14 protein-coding genes and 1 pseudogene are annotated in these 18,868 nt (G+C 54.3%); 12 read left to right on the plus strand and 3 right to left on the minus strand.

Features of this window, described 5'->3' with window-relative positions:
- Positions 1–207 precede the first annotated feature (207 nt).
- A complete protein-coding gene (locus Enr10x_RS04050; RefSeq protein WP_145104244.1) occupies positions 208–1,197 on the plus strand; it encodes a DUF1559 domain-containing protein in 990 nt (329 codons plus the stop codon).
- A gap of 3 nt (positions 1,198–1,200) precedes the next feature.
- Here the strand turns inward: Enr10x_RS04050 and epmA are convergent, their stop codons facing one another.
- The 3 genes from epmA to Enr10x_RS04065 form a co-directional block, all read right to left on the minus strand.
- Complete coding sequence (gene epmA / locus Enr10x_RS04055) at positions 1,201–2,256, minus strand: EF-P lysine aminoacylase EpmA (protein WP_145448215.1); 1,056 nt, start codon at positions 2,254–2,256, stop codon at positions 1,201–1,203.
- A gap of 41 nt (positions 2,257–2,297) precedes the next feature.
- Positions 2,298–2,699, minus strand: a complete 402-nt coding sequence (locus tag Enr10x_RS04060) for a DUF1499 domain-containing protein (protein WP_232093227.1) — start codon at positions 2,697–2,699, stop codon at positions 2,298–2,300.
- Positions 2,700–2,800: 101 nt separating this feature from the next.
- A complete protein-coding gene (locus tag Enr10x_RS04065; RefSeq protein ID WP_145448217.1) occupies positions 2,801–6,775 on the minus strand; it encodes an FHA domain-containing protein in 3,975 nt (1,324 codons plus the stop codon).
- A 429-nt stretch (positions 6,776–7,204) separates the two neighbouring features.
- Here Enr10x_RS04065 and Enr10x_RS04070 point away from each other — a divergent pair, with 429 nt between their 5' ends.
- The 11 genes and pseudogenes from Enr10x_RS04070 (at position 7,205) to Enr10x_RS04120 (ending at position 18,863) form a co-directional block, all read left to right on the plus strand.
- Positions 7,205–8,344 carry a hypothetical protein gene (locus Enr10x_RS04070; RefSeq protein ID WP_145448218.1) on the plus strand — a complete coding sequence of 380 codons (1,140 nt, stop codon included), beginning with the start codon at positions 7,205–7,207 and terminating at the stop codon, positions 8,342–8,344.
- Positions 8,341–9,894, plus strand: a complete 1,554-nt coding sequence (locus Enr10x_RS04075) for a hypothetical protein (RefSeq protein ID WP_145448219.1) — start codon at positions 8,341–8,343, stop codon at positions 9,892–9,894. The genes Enr10x_RS04070 and Enr10x_RS04075 overlap by 4 nt, the downstream gene beginning before the upstream one ends.
- Positions 9,895–10,073: 179 nt before the next feature.
- The gene (locus tag Enr10x_RS04080; RefSeq protein WP_145448220.1) at positions 10,074–11,420 is read left to right on the plus strand and encodes an MFS transporter; all 1,347 of its coding nucleotides are present in this window, start codon (positions 10,074–10,076) and stop codon (positions 11,418–11,420) included.
- Between the two features lie 94 nt (positions 11,421–11,514).
- A complete protein-coding gene (locus Enr10x_RS04085; RefSeq protein WP_145448221.1) occupies positions 11,515–12,126 on the plus strand; it encodes a pyridoxamine 5'-phosphate oxidase family protein in 612 nt (203 codons plus the stop codon).
- Between the two features lie 63 nt (positions 12,127–12,189).
- Positions 12,190–13,260: a DUF1559 family PulG-like putative transporter gene (locus Enr10x_RS04090; protein WP_145448222.1), complete on the plus strand. Its 1,071-nt coding sequence runs from the start codon at positions 12,190–12,192 to the stop codon at positions 13,258–13,260.
- A gap of 14 nt (positions 13,261–13,274) precedes the next feature.
- A pseudogene (locus tag Enr10x_RS04095) lies at positions 13,275–13,457 on the plus strand (DUF1559 family PulG-like putative transporter); the annotation flags it as partial.
- Between the two features lie 127 nt (positions 13,458–13,584).
- Positions 13,585–14,322, plus strand: coding sequence for a hypothetical protein (locus Enr10x_RS04100; protein ID WP_145448224.1), 738 nt, complete (start codon positions 13,585–13,587; stop codon positions 14,320–14,322).
- A gap of 109 nt (positions 14,323–14,431) precedes the next feature.
- A complete protein-coding gene (locus tag Enr10x_RS04105; protein WP_197997475.1) occupies positions 14,432–15,487 on the plus strand; it encodes a DUF1559 family PulG-like putative transporter in 1,056 nt (351 codons plus the stop codon).
- A 109-nt stretch (positions 15,488–15,596) separates the two neighbouring features.
- Entirely contained in the window at positions 15,597–16,649 is a 1,053-nt protein-coding gene (locus Enr10x_RS04110) for a DUF1559 family PulG-like putative transporter (protein WP_232093228.1), read from the plus strand.
- A gap of 40 nt (positions 16,650–16,689) precedes the next feature.
- Positions 16,690–17,739, plus strand: a complete 1,050-nt coding sequence (locus Enr10x_RS04115) for a DUF1559 family PulG-like putative transporter (protein ID WP_145448227.1) — start codon at positions 16,690–16,692, stop codon at positions 17,737–17,739.
- Positions 17,740–17,804: 65 nt separating this feature from the next.
- A complete protein-coding gene (locus Enr10x_RS04120) occupies positions 17,805–18,863 on the plus strand; it encodes a DUF1559 family PulG-like putative transporter (RefSeq protein ID WP_145448228.1) in 1,059 nt (352 codons plus the stop codon).
- Positions 18,864–18,868 lie beyond the last annotated feature (5 nt).

Below are 18,868 nucleotides of genomic sequence, written 5' to 3' on the forward strand. Positions count from 1 at the left end.
TCCTGATTTGCGTTTGTTTTGCGACTGCTTTAGAATAAACTGTTCATCGGTATCTATTGCATTGTCTCCAGACAATTGGGAATTGACTTCTCTGTTGTCTGAATAGAAGATATTAATAGAGACCACCCAATCAACCAATTCGAGTTAAAAAATCCCGTCAAATGGCATCGGGCTGGGATCATGTTCAACACATACAGGGAGTGATCGATGCGCGAACTCGTTTCAGATTCCAAACATTCATCCCGCAAGGGATTTACGCTGATTGAGCTGCTGGTCGTCATGGCGATCATCGCGGTTCTGGCCGCCATGCTGCTGCCTGCGATTCAACGGGCACGTGAGGCAGCCCGCCGGACACAGTGCATCAACAATCTGAAACAGATCGCTCTGGCTGCCTCCAATTATGAAAATACTTTCCGTTGTTATCCCTCAGGCTGGATTGAAGCGTTGCCCGTCGATGATATGGGGAACCAGTCGAATGGTCCGGCAAATGCGAATGTGGCTTTCAATGAAGATGTACTGATTCCGGTAGATACCTCGGACAGTAACAATAACCGTGTGACTCAATGGCGACTGGTCGACTGGGAGCTCTCTCCCTGGTGGGGCTGGCAGGCACTGATTCTGGCAGACATGGATCAGACAACCATTAATATCGACTATGATCGTGCCAAATTTTCCACTGACAGCAAGAATGCCAGCACGGTGCCCATTCCAAGTTATGTCTGTCCCAGCGCCTCGTTACCTTCCAACCGTCCCCGGGATCTGGGTTACTGTAATTATCGTGGTGTGGGTGGTCAGCTGATGGGCTTTTCCAGCTACGTTCCCTATAGCAGCAACTTCAGAGGAGGAATTTTCGGGGCGAACAGCGCCACGAAAGAACGTGATGTCCAAGATGGTACTTCGAACACGCTCTTCTTTGGGGAATCCTCTTTCGGGTTCTGGGCCGACAGCCACAGCGCAGTATCTGGCGCTGTCTCCGGTCCTAATTCAACCACAACTTTCCACGAAGGGAACAACTTTGACGGACGACCGGAAATCAACCAGACCATCCATCTGACCTTCGGTTCCTGGCACGATGATGTCGTTCATTTTGCCAAAGCCGATGGTTCCGCCAAAGGGATGGCTAAAAATATTGATGCCCGACTGTTTTACCAGTTGTGTACGCGTAACGGCAACGAACGTGTGACGAGTGAATGGTAATCGTCACGCACGGTCAAACGGAAACGCAATCACGTCCCGCAGTTTCTGTTTGCCCAGCGCCAGCATGATCAGCCGGTCCAGCCCCAGCGCGGTTCCCGCGCAGGCAGGCAGACCGGCTTCCATCGCACTCAGCAGATAACTCTCCTCCGGCAGTGCAGGTCGCTGCTCCTGCTGTCGAAGTGCCGACTGTTTCACAATCCGTGTGCGCAATTCTGCCGCGTCTGTCAGTTCGTGGTAGCCGTTACAGATTTCAATGCCCTGCAAGTAGAGTTCAAAACGTTCCGAAACCGCGTAGGAAAACGTTTCGTTGCCGGGACGAATCCGAGCCAGGGCGGACTGCTCCGGGGGATAGTCGTACACAAAGACGGCTTCCAGCCGCTTCAGTTCCGGTTCGACCAACTCGATCAGCAACAGATTCTGCCAGCTCTGACGGTCCGTCGTTTCAAAGTCCATCGGGACTGAGATTTGTCGGACCTCAGCGAGCCGGGCAAACTCTTCCGCCGTAGATCCCAATGCAGAAAGGCCGGCGTACTTCTGAAACGCTTCTTCATAACTGAGCCGGGTGAATGGCCCGGTTGGCAGCGGTATCCGTTGACTCTGATCGGAGATTTCCTCTGCTGCCTGGTAGACTGCGCGCACGAGTTCTTCGACAAACGTCATCTGCTCCTGATGGGTCTCTCCCCGGCAGTACCATTCCAGCATACTGAATTCCGGGTTGTGCATGTCTCCCCGTTCCGCCTGACGGAAAGCGTGCGTGATCTGGTAAACCCGGTCCGCGCCTGCGGTCAGTAGACGCTTCATCGCAAATTCAGGCGAGGTTTGCAGGTACCTGATCTCGGATTGGCGACTGCCGTCGATGCCCGGGCCTTCTTCAGGCTGCCACTGGCTGGTAAAGGGATCGATATAGGCATCGACGACACAATCACGGGACAGCAGGGGAGTCTCGACTTCCCAATAATTCCGTGCCTCAAAGTATGACCGTATCGTCTGCAGGAGCCGGCTGCGCTGCTGCAGGGTTTCCAGCGAAGCGGTTGGTAAATAATCGGGGAGGTCTGTCACAGAGGCTTCCTCTGACGGAGATGCGGAGTAGACAATCAAACTTAAGGGGTGCTCTGGGCAAATTTCTGTCGAATCGCCTCGATCCGCTTACGGTTGGTTCCCAGGTCGGAGTAGCCGACTCGGGAAGCAGATCGCACCTGGATCACATTCTGACGCGGTTCGATCAGGAACTCAACATCATCCACAAAACGGAGCCAGCGTGTGCGGAATTCAGCCTGCAGGTAATACTCCTCGGATTGAACGATCTGGCAACCGGGGTACTGTTCCAGAATCGTCACCAGACGCTGGCGAGCCTGTTCAGAAGAATCCGTAAAGGCCAGGGGAGCAATCTGATGTGATGCAGACGGATCGGTCGAACAGACGCAATTGGGGGAGGCGGGGCAGGGATTGAGTTGACCGGCAGTGACCCCCAGGTTGTCCGGGGGCGACGTCAGGGAGTTCACAATCACAATCCCGATCCAGAAAACAACAAACAAAGAGACGCACCAGAATAGAATCATGTTTCTAATACGCCTCCGGCTTCGTGTTGTCGTTTGTTGACTGGTTATGGCTCTGCATCCATTTCAAAATCGCGCTGATCCGGCTGTTCTTCTTTCGCTTTCGCCTGGGAAGATTTCCGCTTGCGTCGGGCATTTTCCAGCAGTTGTGCCTCCAGTGATTGTAGCTCTTCCTCGTCTGCTGACAACGGCTCTTCTACTGCAGAAAACGAATCCAGGTCATTCGGTTCATCCTGGAAATCCATGACTTCTGTTGCCGCTTCTACCTCGAATTCTGGGGCAGGGCTCTCTGCGTCAGTTTCTTCCGCTGAATCAAGATCTGATTTTTCAGGAAACAGTTTTTTGACCTCATGCAAACCGCGCAGGAACTGGGCTGACGAGGTGATGCTGACCGCCAGGGCCGCCCATTTGATGATACCCAGGGTATTGGACCCCCAGATCGATTCTGCAAAAATAATCAGGGTGGTCAGCACGCAGACGCCGGTCAGAATCCCTTTAAACAGAAGATCGGTTTTCTGGTGTTTCATTGAATGTCGGGCAATCGCCATGCGGGCGGAATAATTGGCCACATCGCGGAACGAGTTCATCGCATCACGCACAGCGTCTCTGTCTTGCGCGTGAGTGGGTGCCTGGTTCAGGGTCGCCAGTTTTTCTTCCATGGAAATCTGGGAACTGGCAGAGTGACCATCCGGCATCAACCCACTGGAATTTCCCGGCTGGTTCGCTGTTCCTGGTTTCTGGTTCTGATGCTGGGAACCGGGGGCGGGGGATTTGGAACGAGATCGTTCCAGCAGTTTTTCCATATAGGAAGCGATCGAGTTGTCGTCTTCAGGTTCTTCCTGCGGCAAATCGGCTGCATTATGCTCCGGTTCCATCGTGGAAGATTGTGGTGCTGGTTCAGTCGGCGGAGCAGGGGGCGTCTCGGTTTCCACTGGTGGGATTTCCGGTGACGCTGGTGTTTCCCGCGTGAACATATTCAGCAGGCGACTTGTCTGCAGTGTCATGCCTGAATCCTGTTTCTCAGGCTCCGGTTCCGGCTGTGGTTCCGTCTGTGGGGCTTCGTCCGGCTGACTCAGGAACGATTCCAGTAAGGAACCTGTGGCCTGCGATGCAGATGTTTCCGGGGCCTCGGCTGCTTCAGGCTCTGCAATCTCAAGTTCTGTTTCAGCCTGCGGAGCCGGTTCGCTTTCCAGATCGTGGGGGGGGAGTCCGACTTCAGCCATCAGGCTGTCGCGTTCGGCCAACTGCTGTTCCCGAAGCTCAACGATATGCTCCCGATCCTCCAGTTGTCCCCGATCCTTCTCGATCTGCATCCGCAGTTCTTCCAGATCCTCTCTCTGGCGACTGATCTCATCACGGTCGATTTCCAACTGGTCCCGGTCCAGCATCAGCTGTTCCCGTTCCGACGTTAATTGCGCGACCGTTGTCCGTTCTTCTTCGTCTAACTGCTGGTTGTCTTCCAGTTCCTGTTCCCGTTCGTCAAGTTGGGCCTCCCGCTCCGACAGAGCCTGCTCGCGTTCGTCCGGTTGCTCCTCTCGCTGTCCCAGTTCGGCTTGCGATTGCTCCAGCTGTGACTCGCCCGCCAGCAACGCAGCACGATCTGCTTCAAGCTGCTCCTGCTGTTGGGCAAGATCCGCCTGGTCTGACTCCCGCTCTGCGAGTTCCGCTTCGCGTTGCTGCAGTTCTGACTCGCGCTGATCCAGCTCGCAGCGCAGACGCTCCAGTTCCTCACGCTGGTTGGTCAGCTCTCTCCGTTCCTCCACATTCGCAGCTGAGGCTTCAGATTGACTTGCCTGCTGCTCTGCGAGGGTCTTCTGTTCGTCGATCAGTTTCGCGAGCTCCTGCTCCTGTTCATTCAGGCGGGCTTCGCGTTCTGTTAATTCCTGCTCCCGTGCCTGGAAATCTTCCTGCTGATCCAGCTCTGACCGGGACTGTGCCAGCTCAGACTGGGCTTCCGTCAGCGCGGCTCGTTCTGTTTCCAGCTGTTCCTGTGCTTGTGACAGTTCAGCCTGTGCCTTGTCACATTCCGTTTGCGTGGCTTCCAGTGTGCTCTGTTTTTCATCCAGACTTTCCTGCAGCGATGCGAGTTCCTGCTGCTTTGTCTCCAGTTCAGACGCGCGCGCTGTCAGTTCTTCCTGAAGACGCTCCGCAGCTGTCTGTTTCTGCTTCAATTCGGACTGCGCCTGCTGCAGTTGCTCACGCTCCTGATTCAGTTCCTCGCGGGCTTGAGTGAAAGTGGACTGCTCATCGTCCTGTGCGGCGCGCGTTGCAGTCAGGTCAGTCTGTTCCTGCTCAAATTCAGCGCGGGCCGTCTCCAGTTCCTGCTGAGTCGTATTGAGTTCGGACTCGCGTTCGGTCAGCTGTTGTTCCTGTTCGGTCAGTTTCTGCTGCAGCTGATCAAGTTCCGTCTGTGTCTTTGCAAGTTGCGCTGACTGATCTGAAAGTTCTGCACGGGAGGCTTCCAGTTCACGCTGATCCCGTTCCAGTTCTGTCCGCGCGTTATTCCATTCCAGTTTTTCGTTTTCGAATTCACTCTGCTCTGACTTCAACTGTTCAGATTTCGCGGCCAGTTCGTCTTTCTGGTGTTCCAGTTCGCTGCGTTCTGCTGCGAGTGCTTCCGTTTGCGCGTTCAATTCTGTCTGACGCTGTTCGAGTTTTGTCTGTTGGGCAGTGAGCTCCTCCTGCTGTCGGGTAACTTCGCCTTCTAGTGCTTCCAGTGCCGCAGCCTTTTGATCATATTCTTCCCGTAAAGATTGCAACTCCTGTTGCTGACGCGTGCAGGCTTCGCTTTCGGTTTCCAGCTGTGATTGTTGTTCTGCGTATTCCTGCCGCGCTGATTCGAGGGAGGCCAGTTCCTGTTCTAATTGAGTTCGTTGTGTTTCCAGCTCCTGCTGCAACGCACTCTGGTCCTTAAGGCTCTGCTGCGTTTCATCAAGATTCTGCTGCTGCTCAGTCAGCTTCTGTTCCCGTGTATCCAGGTCCTGCTGGCGCAGTTCCAGTTCTTCTGCTCGGGTATCCAGCTGGCTGCGCTGCTCGGCGAGGTCCTCTTCCCAGGCTCTCAGAGTTTCCTCGGCAGCTTGCGTGTCGCTGGTCTGTTGCTGTTGTGTCGATTGATCTGCTTCCAGCCAGGCGCGTTCTGTTTCCTGTTCAGTCTTGCCAGCGGTACAGGCCTGTTCGAGGTCGATCCAGGCAGCTACCAGTGCACGCTGTTCGGCAGTGAGTGTGTTGCGTTCCACCTGCAGGTTCTGCTGCAGGCGGCTCAAACGCTGCTGTTGACCGTCCAGCTGTTTCTGCCCAGTCAGTAACTGTTGTTGTTCGTCTTCCAATTCCTGTTGCAGCTGTTCCAGTTGTGACAGCTTCTGATCCAGTTCCAGGATCGCGGCATCGAATGAACGGAGTGACTCATCCTGTGCTGCAGAAGGGGGAACCGGCTCCGGAGGAGCAGGGGGCTGCAGAGTAAACCGCTGCTGCAACTGTTCCAGTTCCGCTTCCTGGGCCAGCATTTCCTGTTGCAGGGCCAACTGTTCCCGTTCGATCTGCTGCAGTAACTGCTGACGTTCTTCGAGCTGTTTCTGAAAACGGGCCAGCTGTTGTAGTTCTTCCGGAATCTCAATTTGGGTTCGGGTGGCTGTAGATGCACCGGGCAACACGGTTTCCGCTTCTGGTTCCGTGTGTGGGACCGTCTCTTCAATCGATTCAACCCGGAACTTGACCGGTCCAATTAGCAGCTGCATCCCCTGCGTCAGTGTCAGTCGGCGGACGGGCCGCTCGTTGACCCAGAGCCGGTGATCGAGGGCCTCGATGGTCGCATCAAACTCCGTGACAATCAGTCGGCAGTGTTCAGCGGCGATCCCCGGAACATCCAGCCGAATCGAACATTCCGCCCCGGAACCAATCAGGTATTCCCCCGTGGTCAGTTTGAGCGTTTTAATGTGATGTGTTACGGGCACGAGGCAGATTTCGAGTTGCGCTACACTCGATTTCTGCTCGCTCTGAGAGTGTGTGGATGAGGTCGTTAACATCCCGGGACTCCAAAATACACGTGACTGGCGGGTCATGGAACGGGTTTGATGCCGTAGCCAGAGAGATCCGATTTGACGATGATTCAAAAAAGAAACATACAATTTCTACTGGCATATACCTCAGAAACAGAGGTCGGTCAAACTTTGGTACCTGCACAAAAGGAGGGATTTCTCTGAAATAAAAGTGTCAGGTAACTCGGCACGAAAATGACGATTGTAGGTATTTTCAGCCCCTCATTTTTTCGCCGCTATACAGGATTTTCAGACAAAAATGTTCATGAAACCGTTCAGAATACAAGAGTCCTGTGACATCAGCGGCCGGGATGTCTATAATGAAAGAGTCTGTTTTAGCTCTCAATTGAACTCTCCAATCCTCGACGACGATCCTGCAGGTTCAGGAAGATCTGTTTCGATTACGGTACCGGTTTTATGGCACACTGGCTGAAAATTCCGTCGAAAGAAAAACGTCGAGAAGAGGATATCCCGGAACCGTATGAAATCGTTTGCGTGTGTGGGGTCAGCCTCTCGGGATATCGGCGGAAAACCCCCTATCGGCATACCTGTGATCAGTGTGGCGAAAGCTATTTTATCCTGCCCCGCAATACCTATCCGCCCCTCAAAGCGCGGAAGAAGAAAAAGCAGATCCCCACACAGCAACGGATCACCGAGTATGTCTTGAACTCTCCGCTGGTGTCGCGTTTACGGGAGAAGCGTCAGCAGAAACAGGCGACCCGCAAGGGGCAGGCGGGAGAGGCGACGCAACCGGCCCCAGCAGAGCTGTCCCCTTTTGAGCTGCCGCCCCCCCGGACCCGGTTGATGACTCCCTTCCGTGCCATCCTGGCCGGGATCCTGCTGATTCTCGGATTCACCGGTTACGGTATCTGGCACAGCCGGCAACTGGAGCGGGCCGAAGTCACTCTGAAAACTGCGACCGAGGCAGGCCGGGAACTGCTGGAAAAGGGGGATCTGGTGGGGGCCAACACCGCTTATCAGCAGGCGGCCCAGGCACTGGAGACGCTGGGGCGTCATGATCGCCAGGCGTTCGAAGTCCAGCAGAAAGCCCGGGAACTGGAAGCGCTTAACAGGCAGGCCGTGTCTCCCCTGTTTGAAATCGCTGATGCAGCCGTCGCGCAGATCAAGGAGCAGGATCTCAAAAGCTGGCAGACCCTGTTCGACGTCCGCTATGAAGGGAGCTGGCTGATTTTTGAAACGACGCTGATTCCCGTTGCCACCGGCGACGAGAAAGAACAGACTCGTTACCGGCTCAATTTCCCGGTCATTCTGGATGAATATACGTTGAACCTGGAATTGACCGATCCCACTTTTCGGGAGTACGTGGAAGCACATCCGGGCGAGCCGCTGATTTTTGCAGCACAGCTCTCCGCCTTTGAACAGAATGAAAACAGCCCCGAGACCGGTGTCATTCTGCTTGACGGGAAAACCGCCTTTATGTGGTCGCACCTGGATTTATACGAACAGCTGGGCATCCAGTTTGATGAATATCACGACCGCGATCAGGTCGCCAGTCTGCTCAAGCAACAAACACAATTTCTGGAGCGTTCCCTATGATGAAACGCCTGTCTCATTCCTGCTGTCTGTTTCTGTTAAGCCTGCTGTTGACCGGCCCGGGAAACTCCTTTGCCGCCGACCGCAGTATCCAGAACTTTGTCAGTCAGCGTGAACAGTGGAGCAAACTGCTGGGCGTTTCACAGACTCTGGAAGGGCGGGTCTCGACGTTTAACTCACTCTCGCTCCGCTTTCGCAATTGTCCGATTCCGTTCTACTTTGCCGGGAAAGTACCCAGACTGGATGCGAGCTTTAAGAATGTCGAAGTCACCGGGCAACTCGCCCGGGAAAACGGGCGTCTGCTGTTTAAAATTACGTCGCTCAAAAAACTACCCACCGACCTGGAACAGTTCGTCACCGATGAATCTAAAATCGATCTTGGCAATCCCCGCGACTGGTACGCACTGGCGGACTGGGGGCGCAACCGGGCTGAGTTCTACAGCGACAAGGAGCTGGCCCAGAAGGCCCTCAACGCCTACCGTAGAGGCATAGAAGCCGAGTACAGCAAGCTGACTGTCAAGCAGCCAGAGAACCTGATGAAACTGGCTGACAAGGCGGAGGAGTTCAAACTCGATCCCCGCCTCGCAGAAAACTTCCGGCACGAAGCACTTGTGCTCGAATGGGAGCAACTCAAAAAACAGAAAGCGCCCGATGCGAATCCGATTCGCGCGCAGTTGCTCAAACTGTTTCCCAAATATGTCACACCTCTCAAAGCAGATCAGCCCCTCGAACGCAAACAGTATCTTGCGGATCAGGTTGCCGTCTTCCAGAAAGCGAATGCGGAGCAACGACAGCGAATGTGGCGCTGGTTTTATTCGCAGATCGTCCTCGACCAGATCCTCAAAGGGCTGGCAGAAGGGGGTAGTAACGGGTTCAAAATCGCCTCAGAGATCAAGAGACAGCTGCCTGAGCGAATGGACCTCTTAAAGAAGTATCAGGAGATGCAGCTCAGCTTCGACTTCGACCGCGTTGCAGAACTGCCTCGCCAGTATGTGCTGGATCTGGCGAAAGAGTTTCAGCAGCGGGGCGATCAGGAACAGGCGAAACAGACACTGGTGAACTGGGTCGAAGCGCGACGCAAGAAACTCGAACCCGGTGACGCCGATGGCCGCGTGAGCGTGGCTCGCGACTTGATCGAGTTGACAGGCAATAGACGGGCTGCGATCAAACTTCTGCTGGAAGCGTGGGAACTGAATCCCAAATCCACTGATACAGCCACCATGCTCGGACGCCTGGGTTACATGCTGCACGAGGACAAGTGGCTCGATCCCGGCGAGGTCAAAGAATTACGCGATGATCCCATCCGCAAAGCGATCCGGAACGGTACCGTGGTTGCCGGAATGAACCGGGATCAGGTGAGGAAGGCACTGGGCGCGCCGACCCAGATTGGTCGCAGTATTTCCGGCGGTGCAATCAATGAATTGTGGATTTATGGCGAAGCGGGAAACCAGAGCCTGATCATTCAGCTCTCCCGCAGTCAGCGGGCTGAGGAGTTCAAGGTGCTCCGCATCAAAAATGCCGCTGCAGCCGTCAAAACGCCAGCCGCAGAATAGGCGGTTTCGCAGCGGGTTCTGGCGGTTATTTGGGGACGATCCGTTTATGAAAATCCGTTGAGATTCCCGGCTTTCAGTGAATCAACATTGTAAGAAACCGGTGCAGACACTAAGGTTTAGCTGCTTTCAACCCGGGTCCGGGTTTTCAGAACGCTCCCCCTTTACAAGGACTGTAACTGGTGACCGAAACGGAATCGACGTCTCAAGCAGAACTGCCTTCCCTCTATCACGATTCCTCGTTCTGGGGGATGACGTTCACGCAGTTCTGGGGCGCCTTCAACGACAATCTCTATAAACAGCTGGTACTGCTGTTCTGTGCGCAACAGGCGCTCAAGGCCGGCACCGAAGATCAGCAGTTTATCGCACTGGCCGTCTTCGCGCTCCCCTTCGTCTTCTTTTCCGGATTGGGGGGGTGGTACGCGGATCGGCACACGAAACGCACCATTGTCATCGCCTGTAAGGTGGCCGAGATCGTCATTGCCCTGCTGGCAATGGCGGCTTTCTTCACCGGTCAACTGCTGCCGTTGCTGGTGGTCCTTGGTCTGCTCAGCACTCAGAGTGCCATCTTCGGACCTGCCAAATACGGTATCCTCCCGGAGATGCTCCGCAGCGACGACCTGCCCCAGGCCAACGGTGTGATTCAGATGACCACGTTCGTTGCCATCATCTTTGGTATGGCCTCGGCCGGCTTCGTCAAACAGTCCTTCCCCGATGCCTTATGGAAGACCAGCTATTTCTGCATTGCGATTGCCGTGATCGGAACGATATCTTCTCTGTGGGTCCGTCGCACCCCCGTGGCGCATCCGGGGCTCCCCTTTCGCTGGTCCACTCTGGGGATTAACCCCGAAACCAGGGCGCTGCTGAAGCAGGATCGACGTCTCTTATCGGTGCTGCTGATCTCGTCGGTCTTCTGGTTCGTGGGCGGCATCGTCCAGCCCCTGGTGAATATCTTCGGGATCAAACAACTGCATTTGAGTGAGAGTCGCACCAGTCTGATGGCAGCCTGCATGGGCGTTGGTATTTCTCTGGGCTGTATCGCCGCGGGACGCGTTTCGCATAAACGGGTGAATTTCAAACTGGTCACCGTCGGTTCGTGGGGACTCGTGCTCTGCCTGGTTCTGATGTCGGGGATCGGCTGGTGGGGACCGGGGGACGGGCTGGAATCGGCCAGGGAAACCGACGCTTCACTCTGGGAAGCCTTTATTCCCCTCAATGCCGCCGAGTGGGTGTCGAGGACCGTGCTGACCCTGGTCGGGTTCTTTGCCGGCCTGTTCATCGTTCCGCTGCAGGTGGAACTGCAGACCCGGCCTCCCAAATCACAGAAGGGCCGCATGATCGGCACCATGAACCTGATTAACTGGGTGGGCATTGTTCTCTCTGCGATCTTCTTCGGAATTTTTACGGTGGTCTGTAACGCATTGAACTGGCCGATGAGTCATGTCTTTCTGTTGCTGGCCCTGGTCATGCTGCCCATTGCACTGTTTTACCACCCGCGAGATGAAGCTTTATCGCATGAGGCACCTTGAACCTGCCAACTTTCGCTTGACCCGCGTCTCTGATCGTTCAGAATGAAGATAGTGATAACCCTTGCGCTGATAGACACTCAGGAACGGACCCTCAATGACTCGACAATTTGAATTCAACCCGGCCAAAGTCCACACGATACTCAACGAGACGTGGCGGCACCTGAATCACGCGGTCGAAACCGAAATGCATCCCTGGCGGCTGGGAACGCTGGCGACCCTCTTCGATAATCGGCCCCGTGTCCGGACCGTGGTCCTGCGCGCCATCGATGCGGAGCAGCGGGAAATGGTCTGCTATGCCGATCGGCGGTCGGATAAAATCCAGGAAATCCAGAACTGTCCCTGGGTAGAATGGGCCACTTATGATCCGGTCACGCGGGTCCAGGTGCGTCTGCGTGGCCAGGCGGAAGTCCACATCAATGACGAGGTCTCTGCCCGGCACTGGGAGGCCAGCAGCCTCGAACACCGCCGAGGTTATATCACTGTTTCAGAACCGGGGACCAAAGTAGAAAGTGCGACGCCCAATCTGCCGGACTACCTGTTCGATCGCCTGCCCAATGATGAAGAGTCTCAACTGGGCTATAAAAATTTCGCGGTGATTGTCTGCCGCGTCGAATATATCGACTGGCTGGAACTCCGCCGCAACGGCCACCTCGCCGCTCAGTTCCTCTGGACCGACAAATGGGAAGGTCACTGGAAATATGCGTAAGGAGTTCTTGTAAAACCATCTGATTGATCATCGCGGTCAAACCGCTTCAGCAGGAGCTTGGCCATGCCCAGACAGCTCAGAAAAGATCTCGGGATCATGACGGGTGTTTTCCTGCTGCTCGTGGCACTGATCTCTCCGGCGATTCAGCGTTCCCGGACAGCAGCCCGCCTGTCGACGGCGAAGAATAACCTCAAGCAGATCGGTCTGGCACTGCACAATTACCATGACACCCATGCTTGTTTTCCGCCCGGCGGCGTCATACGCCAGGACGGAACCGCCATGCATGGCTGGCTGAGTATGCTCCAGCCCTATCTGGATGCCAGTCCGCTCTATAGCATGACCCGCTTTTCCGAGCCTTGGGACAGTCCCCAGAATTTCCCGGTCTATGAGCACTCAATCCCCGTCTTTCAGCTTCCCGAACGAGACATGGGCCTGACCAGCGGGGGATACGGAGTCACCTGTTTGATGGGAAACACGAATGTGCTGCACCGCAACCATTCCGTGCGACTCCGGGAAATCACCAAAGGCAGCTCTCATACCTGGATCGCAGGTGAGGTGGCCGGGAACTTTCAGCCTTGGGGCTATCCCTTCAACTGGCGGCCGCTGGGGACGAAACTCTGTGACGGGCCGGACAGTTTCGGCCAGCTTATCTGGGACGGCGCCCATCTCCTGCTGGCGGATGGCAGCATCCATTTTTATTCCACTGAGACTGCTCCTGAAATCCTGCAGGCACTCGCGGAAGCACCGCCGATCGCCACCCGCGCACAGATTGCAGTTCCCGCACGCACCTTTACCATCGGCGACTATTATTGGGACCCCATCGACCTGCAGTCCGATCCGCAGGGAGAAAATCAATATATTGTCAAAGTGCTGCGAAGCCCGTCTGGAGCTCCGTTGAAAATGAGTGTCCGTTCTAAATTCATTGTGAGGCCGGGAGACAGACCTGAGTACAAAGGCAAGGGAGCAGTGTTTCTGTTCCTGGCACACGTTGGCCCGCAGACCGACATCGCCTCCACGCTCAAAGCGACGACACTTGCGGACGAAACCAACCCCGCGCAGTTCCAGGCGAACGTCAAACTGTTACGTGCCCTTCAGCAAGAGTTACCCGCAGACCCTGAAGGGAGTGAACCATGAATGGTCAGCGCTGGATCACCCTGGGAGTGGTCGTTCTGATCATTCTGCTGCTCATCGCCCTGGCGATGCCGGCGATTCAACAGGCCCGGGAAGCAGCCCGCAGGCAGACTTCAAAGAATAATCTGAAACAGATTGGACTGGCATTACACAACTACCACGATATCTATGCTTGTTTTCCTCCTGGGGGGCATCATTCGCCAGGACGGAATGGCCATGCACGGCTGGATGATGAGTATCACGCTGTTTTTAAGCCAGAATGATCTTTCTGTCAGACTTGATTACAATCAACCATGGAATAGCCCGCATAATGCTCAGGTCTATGCGGTGTCGATTCCTGCTTTCCAGATCCAGGAGATGGATCTGGGACGGACCAGAAACGGTTACGGAATCACTATTTACATGGGAAATCCGAATCTGCTGCACCGCAATCAGACCGTGCGAATCAGGGAAATCAGCAAAGGGACCTCTCATACCTGGCTTGCAGGCGAAGCCGCCGGTAACTATCAGCCATGGGGTTATCCCTTCAACTGGCGTTCACTGGGAACAAAATTGTGTGATGGACCCAATAGTTTCGGCCAGCCTGCCTGGGGTGGAGGTCACCTGCTGCGTGCCGATGGCAATGTGACGTTTATTTCAGATCAAGCCTCCCCCCGGATTCTGCAGACGCTAGCCAAGGCACCTCCCGTTGCCACTCCCGATCAGACTGCCGTTCCAGATCGCAGATTTACGATCGGTTCTTATTCCTGGAAACACATTGAGCTGCAGTCTGATCCCCAGGACAAGCAGCAATACATGGTCAGGGTGCTAAGGTCTCCCGCTGGACGACCATTAAAGATCTTTTTCTATGCTACTAAAAGATTCACACCGGAAGAATTAGAATATCCCAAACTCAATATTGCAGTCCTTCGATTTAAAACCCACATTGGCCCGCAAACAGAAATCGCCTCCACACTCAAAGACACGACTCTTGCGAAGGAAACCACTCCCGCGCAGTTCCAGGCGAGTGTCAAACTGCTGCAGAAAATTCAGCAGCAGTTACCCCGCAGAGAGACCTCACATTAAAGGTGTTGTTTCCAGGACGCGAGACACCTTATGATAGAGATTGCTGCGTCTCCCGGCGCAACAACTCATTTCTGAATTCACATCGCGGGAGGGCTTGAGGATGATCTTGATGAGCCGGGCAGAATTTGGTGTCGTAATCGGGGTCATGCTGTTATTGATCGCCCTGGTGTTGCCGGCATTGCAGCACTCCAGGGAAGAAGCCCGCCAATCGATGTCGAAAAACAACCTGAAACAGATCGGGTTAGCACTTTACAATTACGAGGATTTCCATATGGCCCTGCCTTACGGAGGGACGATTCGAGAAGACGGCGTGGCAATGCACGGCTGGCTGATGGGGATCATGCCCTTTTTGAACCAAAATAATTTCTCCAACCGACTTGATTACGATCAATCATGGAGCAGTTCAGTAAATGAGCCTGTGTATATTGCTTCGATCTATTGTTATCAGGTTCCCGGAGTCACTGCAGATTATACTACCACCGGTTTGGGCCTGACTCATTATCTGGGGAATCCTAACCTGCTGCATCGCAACCGTCGAGTGACGTTCGACCAGTTGGAACGCGGCACCTCTTATCAGTGGATCGCAGGTGAAGTGGCCGGGAACTTTCAGCCCTGGAGCTATCCTTTCAACTGGCGCCCGTTGGGAACGAAATTGTGTGACGGACCCCATAGTTTTGGCCATCCTGCCTGGGACGGCGGACACCTGCTGCGTGCCGACGGCAGTGTGACGTTTTTCTCCGATCAGACCGCGCCCGAAATTCTGAAAGCGTTTGCCGAAGCGCCTCCCGTCGCGACCCGAGAACAGACTGCGGTCCCCGATCGCACGTTTGATTACGGCGATTTTCACTGGGAACGCGTTGACCTGCAGTCTGATCTCATTGCAGAAAATATTTATGTAGCACTGGTGTTGCGGCATTACTGGGAAACGTCGTTACTGATCAATGTCTATACTGCGGCGAATCGATCACCAGAAGAACGGAGAAACTCTAAATCTCAGGGAGACAGACTTCATTTTTTGTTAAAGATCGATGCCTCTACCGATATTGCTGCCGCGCTCAAAGCTACGACGCTCAAGGATGAATCCAGCCCTCAACAGTTTCAGGCGAATGTGAAACTGCTCCAGGAGATCCAGAAAGAGATGACTTCCAGTGACTCTCGCCAATAAAAATATTGTTTCTGAGATTCGAGGCGCTTTATGATAGAAGCTGCTGCGTATCACAGCGCAGCAACTCATTTCTGAATTCACATCGCGGGAGGGCTTGAGGATGATCTTGATGAGCCGGACGGAATGCGGTGTCGTGGTCGGGATTCTTCTCCTGCTGACCGCCCTGCTGGTACCAGAAGTACAACACGCCCGGGAAGCGGCCCGTCAGTCCCAATCTAAGAATAATCTGAAGCAAATCGGTCTGGCCCTCTACAATTATCAGGAAACCTTTACGACCCTGCCTCCAGGAGGGACGATCCGTGAAGATGGTGTGGCGATACATGGCTGGTTCATGCTACTTCTAAGATGCATGGGTGACAGCCCTTTTGCTGAGTGTATCGATTATAACAAACCCTGGGACAGTCCTGAAAACATTCCGATGTCTGAAATGTGGATTTACGATTATCAGATTCACGGAGTCGATGCCGACTATTCTACCACCGGTTTCGGTATGACTCTCTACCAGGGAAATCCTAATCTGCTGTATCGCAACAGTTCTGTGTCTCTCGAACAACTGGAAGATGGGACCGCGCATCACTGGCTGGCAGGCGAAGTCGCCGGGAATTATCAGCCGTGGGGCTATCCCTTTAACTGGCGCCCGCTGGGGGCGAAATTGTGTGATGGCCCGAACAGCTTCGGTCGTCCCGTCTGGGGCGGCGGTCACCTGCTGCGTGCCGATGGCAGTGTGACGTTTTTTTCCGATCAGACCGCGCCCGAAATATTGAAAGCGTTTGCCGAGGCACCTCCCGTCGCGACCCGCACACAGACCGCGGTTCCCGATCGCAGGTTTGATTACGGCGCTTTTCTCTGGGAACGCATAGATTTGCAGTCCGATCCCCGGGCAGACAATATTTATGTAGTGAGGATGCTACGGAAGAAATGGGGTTCGCCGATATTGATCAACGTCTATACTGCGGCGAATATTTCGCCGGAAGTACGTGCAACCTATAAATATCAGGGTGACGTACTTCATTTTTTGTTACGAATCGATGCCTCTACCGAGATTGCTGATGCGCTCCAGGCAACGACTCTCAAGGAAGAATCCAGCTCCGATCAGTTTCAGGCGAATCTGAAATTGCTAAAATCAATTCAGGCACAACTGCCGCAAGCCGATACACCCTGAATGACTGTTTCAAGAGTAAAGAAAGTCGAGGAGTTTGAAGATGCAACGCTGGATTTCTATCGTTGTCGTTCTGTTATTAATTATTCTGGTCATCGGCCTGACAATGCCTGCGGTGGAGCAATCCAGAGAAGCGGCCCGCCGGTCGACTTCAAAGAATAACCTGAAGCAGATCGGTCTGGCGTTGCTGAATTATCATGAAACGCACAAGTGCCTGCCCCCCGGCGGCGTGATTCGCGAAGATGGCCTGGCGCTACACGGCTGGTTCACGATGATCCTGCCTTTTTGTGACGTGAGCCACGACTACGCGATGATCAACTTCCAGATTCCCTGGAATCAGGGGCGGAACAGTGAACTGTTTGAACAGTCACGCCCCCTGTTTCTGATTCCCGGCAGCGATTTTCAATTTACCAGCCAGGGGTTCGCCCTGACGAATTATCTGGCCAATCCGCATCAGCTCTATCGTAACAGCAATGTTACCTTCGAACAAATGGAGAACGGTACCGCGCACACCTGGCTGGCCGGGGAAGTGGCCGGCAACTTCCAGCCGTGGGGCTATCCCTTCAACTGGCGACCGCTGGGCACAAAACTCTGCGCGGGGCCCAACAGCTATGGCCATCCCCCCTGGCGGGGCGGACACCTGCTGTTTGCGGACGGCAGTGTCTCTTTCTTTTCGGAAAATACTTCGGACGTGATCCTGGAAAAATTTGCCGCGGCACCGCCGGTGCCCACTGCAGAACAGGTGGCCGTCCCGGACCGGCAGTTTGAAACCGGGGGCTTTTACTGGAATAAAGAGCAGCTGTTGTCAGATTCAAAAGCGAAAGAGATGTTTTATGTCCGCATCCTGCGTGGAAAGACATCGTCTCCACTCAAGCTGGCCGTTTATTCCAACAGAAATCCCCAATACGTGGCAGATGACGATCCCGCACTACAGGTGAAGTACACCGGTCCCTACTTTCTCTTCACCATCGACAAAACCACTGACATTGCAGAAGCGTTAAAAGACAGTTCACTGTCAGAGGCAACCTCTCCCGCACAGCTGCAAAAGAATGAAGAGATTTTAAATAACCTGCAGAGTCAACTGCCTGAATAGAAGCGGGGATCTCAAGTAGATCTGAGTGCTCTTGAACAAAAACTCGTGAGAAAGGAGAAGAAACGATGCAGCGCTGGATCTCAACAGGCGTCGTTCTGCTCCTGTTTGTCCTGGTGTTCGGTCTTCTGATTCCAGCAATACACCAGGCGCGCGAGGCGGCCCGCAAATCGACCTCGAAAAACAACCTGAAGCAGATCGGCCTGGCGGTGGGAAACTATGCAGACGCGCATCGCTGCCTGCCTTCCGGCGGAGTCATTCGCGAGGACGGCACCGCCATGCAGGGTTGGATGACGATGTATCTCCCCTTTATGGATGCCAGCGCGGATTTTAACAGGGTCAATATGCAGGCAGCATGGAACAGTCTGGTCAATCGTAATGTGACAGAAACCGTCCGGCCTTACTATCTGAATCCGTCTGTCCGGGCTAATTCTACGAGTACCGGCTATGGGGTGACGCATTATCTGAGTAATCCCCATCTCTATTACCGCAACAGCAGCGTTACTTTCGAGCAGATGGAGAACGGCACCGCACATACCTGGGTGACCGGGGAGGTAGCCGGTGAATTTCAGCCCTGGGCTTACCCGTTCAACTGGCGTCCCCTGGGAACACAACTCTGTAACGGACCGGGAAGCTTCGGATATCCTGCCTGGCAGGGCGGACATCTGCTGTTCGCGGACGGTAGTGTCTCTTTTTTTTCCGAGAAGACGTCGGCTGTGATCCTGGAAAAGTTTGCTGCAGCCCCTCCCGTTCCCACCAGAGAGCAAATCGCGGTTCCCGAAAAACGCTTTGAAACAGGTATTTTTTACTGGAAGCAGATGCCGCTTCAGACAGAACCGGACAGAGATCACACATATTTTGCAAAAGTGCTCGAAAACAGCGATCAACGGCCGGTCTTGATCCAGCTTTTCAGGAGCAACCACAAAGAACTGTCAGAAGAAGAGCAGCAGCAGATGCACCTGGAAGACCAGCGAACATTTTCAGTGCCCCGCTTGATATTACAGATCAGCAAGACCACCGATCTCCAGCAGGCATTGAAAGACAGCCCGCTTTCGGAAGACACGAACGCCGCACAAATGCAGGTGATTCTCAATCGACTCGAATCACTCCAGAAACAGTTGCCGTAAGTGTG

Origin of the sequence: Gimesia panareensis (genome assembly GCF_007748155.1) — a bacterium.
GTDB classification, from domain to species: domain Bacteria; phylum Planctomycetota; class Planctomycetia; order Planctomycetales; family Planctomycetaceae; genus Gimesia; species Gimesia panareensis.

Coding starts and splice junctions, on each gene's coding strand:
- Enr10x_RS04050 (WP_145104244.1), top strand. CDS start 208: ATGCGCGAACTCGTTTCAGATTCCAAACATTCATCCCGCAAGGGATTT.
- Enr10x_RS04065 (WP_145448217.1), bottom strand. CDS start 6,775: ATGTTAACGACCTCATCCACACACTCTCAGAGCGAGCAGAAATCGAGT.
- Enr10x_RS04070 (WP_145448218.1), top strand. CDS start 7,205: ATGGCACACTGGCTGAAAATTCCGTCGAAAGAAAAACGTCGAGAAGAG.
- Enr10x_RS04075 (WP_145448219.1), top strand. CDS start 8,341: ATGATGAAACGCCTGTCTCATTCCTGCTGTCTGTTTCTGTTAAGCCTG.
- Enr10x_RS04085 (WP_145448221.1), top strand. CDS start 11,515: ATGACTCGACAATTTGAATTCAACCCGGCCAAAGTCCACACGATACTC.
- Enr10x_RS04090 (WP_145448222.1), top strand. CDS start 12,190: ATGCCCAGACAGCTCAGAAAAGATCTCGGGATCATGACGGGTGTTTTC.
- Enr10x_RS04105 (WP_197997475.1), top strand. CDS start 14,432: ATGAGCCGGGCAGAATTTGGTGTCGTAATCGGGGTCATGCTGTTATTG.
- Enr10x_RS04110 (WP_232093228.1), top strand. CDS start 15,597: ATGAGCCGGACGGAATGCGGTGTCGTGGTCGGGATTCTTCTCCTGCTG.
- Enr10x_RS04115 (WP_145448227.1), top strand. CDS start 16,690: ATGCAACGCTGGATTTCTATCGTTGTCGTTCTGTTATTAATTATTCTG.
- Enr10x_RS04120 (WP_145448228.1), top strand. CDS start 17,805: ATGCAGCGCTGGATCTCAACAGGCGTCGTTCTGCTCCTGTTTGTCCTG.